The organism is Amniculibacterium aquaticum (assembly GCF_003852705.1).
GTDB classification, from domain to species: Bacteria; Bacteroidota; Bacteroidia; order Flavobacteriales; family Weeksellaceae; genus Amniculibacterium; species Amniculibacterium aquaticum.
Genome location: NZ_REFA01000053.1, coordinates 1 through 3025, shown reverse-complemented (window position 1 = coordinate 3025; position 3025 = coordinate 1). Strand labels below are relative to the sequence as shown.

General features: G+C 32.9%; 5 protein-coding genes. All 5 read right to left on the bottom strand.

Features of this window, described 5'->3' with window-relative positions:
- Positions 1–263: 263 nt before the first annotated feature.
- The 5 genes from EIY84_RS11615 to EIY84_RS11595 all read right to left on the bottom strand — a co-directional run bounded on the left by EIY84_RS11615 (position 264) and on the right by EIY84_RS11595 (position 2863).
- The gene (locus EIY84_RS11615) at positions 264–1181 is read right to left on the bottom strand and encodes a hypothetical protein (protein WP_124643358.1); all 918 of its coding nucleotides are present in this window, start codon (positions 1179–1181) and stop codon (positions 264–266) included.
- A gap of 186 nt (positions 1182–1367) precedes the next feature.
- Positions 1368–1652: an addiction module antidote protein gene (locus EIY84_RS11610; RefSeq protein WP_124643356.1), complete on the bottom strand. Its 285-nt coding sequence runs from the start codon at positions 1650–1652 to the stop codon at positions 1368–1370.
- Positions 1653–1655: 3 nt separating this feature from the next.
- Positions 1656–1955, bottom strand: coding sequence for a type II toxin-antitoxin system RelE/ParE family toxin (locus tag EIY84_RS11605; protein ID WP_124643354.1), 300 nt, complete (start codon positions 1953–1955; stop codon positions 1656–1658).
- 59 nt (positions 1956–2014) lie between these two features.
- The gene (locus EIY84_RS11600; protein WP_124643352.1) at positions 2015–2308 is read right to left on the bottom strand and encodes a hypothetical protein; all 294 of its coding nucleotides are present in this window, start codon (positions 2306–2308) and stop codon (positions 2015–2017) included.
- Positions 2309–2311: 3 nt separating this feature from the next.
- A complete protein-coding gene (locus EIY84_RS11595; protein ID WP_124643349.1) occupies positions 2312–2863 on the bottom strand; it encodes a hypothetical protein in 552 nt (183 codons plus the stop codon).
- Between the last annotated feature and the right edge of the window lie 162 nt (positions 2864–3025).

Below are 3025 nucleotides of genomic sequence, written 5' to 3'. Positions count from 1 at the left end.
GAATAATTTTCAGCAAGATATTCAGCACAATTTTTCGAAAATCAACAGGATAATTTTCAGCATGAATTTCAGCACAATTTTTAAAATTTTCACATAGAAATTATTCGGCATAAAATTTAGAAATCAGCAGGGTATAGGTCAAAAAATGTTCAAATTTGTAAAATCTTCGATTTGATAACGCTCTTCAAATATTACGGACAACGTTTGGCAACTTGCCGAAGGCGGGGCTTTCGGAGCACCATCTGTCAAGCTACCACTAATGTTTATTCGGAGCCGAAAAGTTTCTGCCACCACGAACGCCCCGCTTTTGGCAAGGTGCTGTTATAGCCAGTGCTTTCTGTCAGCTCTGATAGTTTTAATGTCTTGGTTGGAACGCCATTTATTTTTATGTATTCGTCTTTAAACGGTAATGTCGATTTTAAGGCAATCCATCCAAAACCTATTTGTCTGTTTATTTTATATTCATTCTGTATTGGAATTTGTCCGATTACTTCAATGTCTACGTTGTGATTCTTAAATAGTATTGCGGAAAAGCCACCAATTTGAGGCTGGTCAACCCACTCTTTATGCATTTCTGTTCCTTTGAAACTTATTTCATTAACACGCTTCACATATACATCTGCAACTTTAAAATCTTCAATGCTTGGTTTGTCTAACTTGTCTATTGTTGTTATTGCAATATAATTTGTCCCAACTTCAGTTTCTTGTTCGTCAGTCAGAACGAATGCCCCACCGTAATTTCCATTATCCATTTTATAAACTAGACAGTCTCCTTTTTTGAAAATGGAATTGTATAATTTCTTCTTAGTCCGTTTTCTTGGTTTGTCTTTTTCAGTTTGAAGTTTGGATAGGAACTTGTTTAGAACTTTTTCTCTTGTCTTTAAGTCCGTAGGTGATGCATCTAATTCTTTCCAAATTCTGATGTCTTCCCCGCTATTGATGATATGCTCAACCTTTAATAATACCTCTTTTTCAAGTGCTTTGCATTCCCATTGTGCATTTGCAATAGCAAACCAAAAGTTTGGTGCATCTTCTTCAATATTTATTGTCTCCTGGTTTTCGTCAATAAGTCTTTTTGTAATTTCCGATACTGAAAGTCCATCATTATACAAGTCAAAAAATTGCTCGTATATGTCAGCATACGTGTCGTTTGAACTTATTCCTGTTCCCCAAGCTCCCATTTTAGTTATTCTTTCTTTTTATTGATGTCGTCACTTAGCATTGGCTATAACGGTTTGCGGCTTGACGCAGGCAGGGTATTTTAGCACTACTGTTGATGCGAGAACCGAACTTCAAATATAATACAAAAGTTCGAACGGTGCAATTCACCCCTGCTTGCGTTCAAACCGCTTGTTGTGCGTTCGTTTTTATATATGTGCTGGATTGATTTGTATTTGTCCTCCGACAGCTCTCAACACTTTCATTATTGTTGAAAATTGAGGTTTAGCACCTTCAGATAATGCTTTGTACAAACTAGGTCTGCTAAGTCCTGTTTCTTCAGCAATTTTTGTCATTCCTATTGCTTTTGCAATGTTGCCGATTGCTGTAATAATTTCAGAGTCATCACCGTCTTCTAAAACTTCATTAAGATATTCAGCAATCATTTCGTTGCTGTCTAAATAATCTGCTATGTCAAATTTTGATGTTTCCATTTTTTACTTTTTTATTTTATTCCAAATGTCTCTAGCCTTTTCAATGTCTTTTTGTTGAGAAGATTTATCTCCGCCAATCAAGAGAATGATAATTTTTCCATCTTTTTCTTTGAAGTAGATTCGATAGCCTTTTGCATAATTGATTTTTAATTCTCTAATTCCATCTCCAACTGGTTCACAATCACCGAAATGTTCGTCTTTTTCTAACTTTTGAATCCTAAATAAAACTTTAGCTTTTGCTCGAATATCTTTTAGTTTTCTAAGCCATTTATCAAATTCTACAGTTTTTTCAATAAAGTACATTGTTTATTTTTGTATTCACTTGGATACAAAAGTAGGAATAATTATTTAAATGTCAATATTTATTTCCATTCAATTTCTTCATCTTTAATGAGGTTTAAATTTTGCAATGAATTAATGACTTTTCTAATTTCTTTTATTGCATTTAGAGTTAGTTGAACATTTGTGTCGTCCGAACTTTCTAAATGATTGATACTGAAGTTATAAATATCTCCTTCGTCAAAAACTTCATCAATTTCTTTGAGTTCATTACTCATCATTAAATTTAATGCTTCTGTAAAAATCTGATTATCGCATTCTACTAAAGTGTTGATAGTTTGAATGATATACTCTTTGTAAGTTTTTGAATGTTCCATTTTTTATTTCTTTTCTCTATCTTTTTGCCAAATAGCAATATCTATTTCTTGTGGAGTCATTTCAAATTCTTCTGCAATTTTTCTGATACTTTTTAAGTAATCAGAATATTCCTTTGGAGTATAATTTGTTTTTCGTCTTTCCGATTTATAAATCTGATTCCAATTTCTAAAGTCAATTACAGAATATTTGTCTGGATAGCAAAGTGTTAATATTGCAGAAGCAACAGGGATTTCAACTCCAGCAATTGAAGTTAAAAGTTTTAGTTTTAATTTAGTTTCGTAGTCTTCATCAGAGTGTATGACTTCAAAAGCAGTGCGAGTAATAGAAACGATGTTTTTGTCTGTATTTACACTTCTTTGTTTTGTTTGACGACCGTACTGAGAGCGTAATTTCCATTTAAAGATTTCTTCAAGTTCAGCTAAAGTTAGATAAAACTCTTTCCGTTCTTTTTTAAGTTGCTTGAATTTATTAGTTAGCCTTTTTGTCTCAATTTCGTTATCGGCTCTTTGGATTAATTCTATAATTTGCTCCTTGTTTTCAAATATGTTTTCCATATGTTTTTTGACGTACCGTTGTTTTAAAATGACGCACAACGGTTCGCGGCTTTGTGAAGTGCGGGCTTTGATTATCAAGTATTTATGCAATCTCAACACCAAGCAAAAAGCCATTTTTCTTTTGCTAAAATACAAAAATTAGGAAAAGAAAATGGCTTTTTG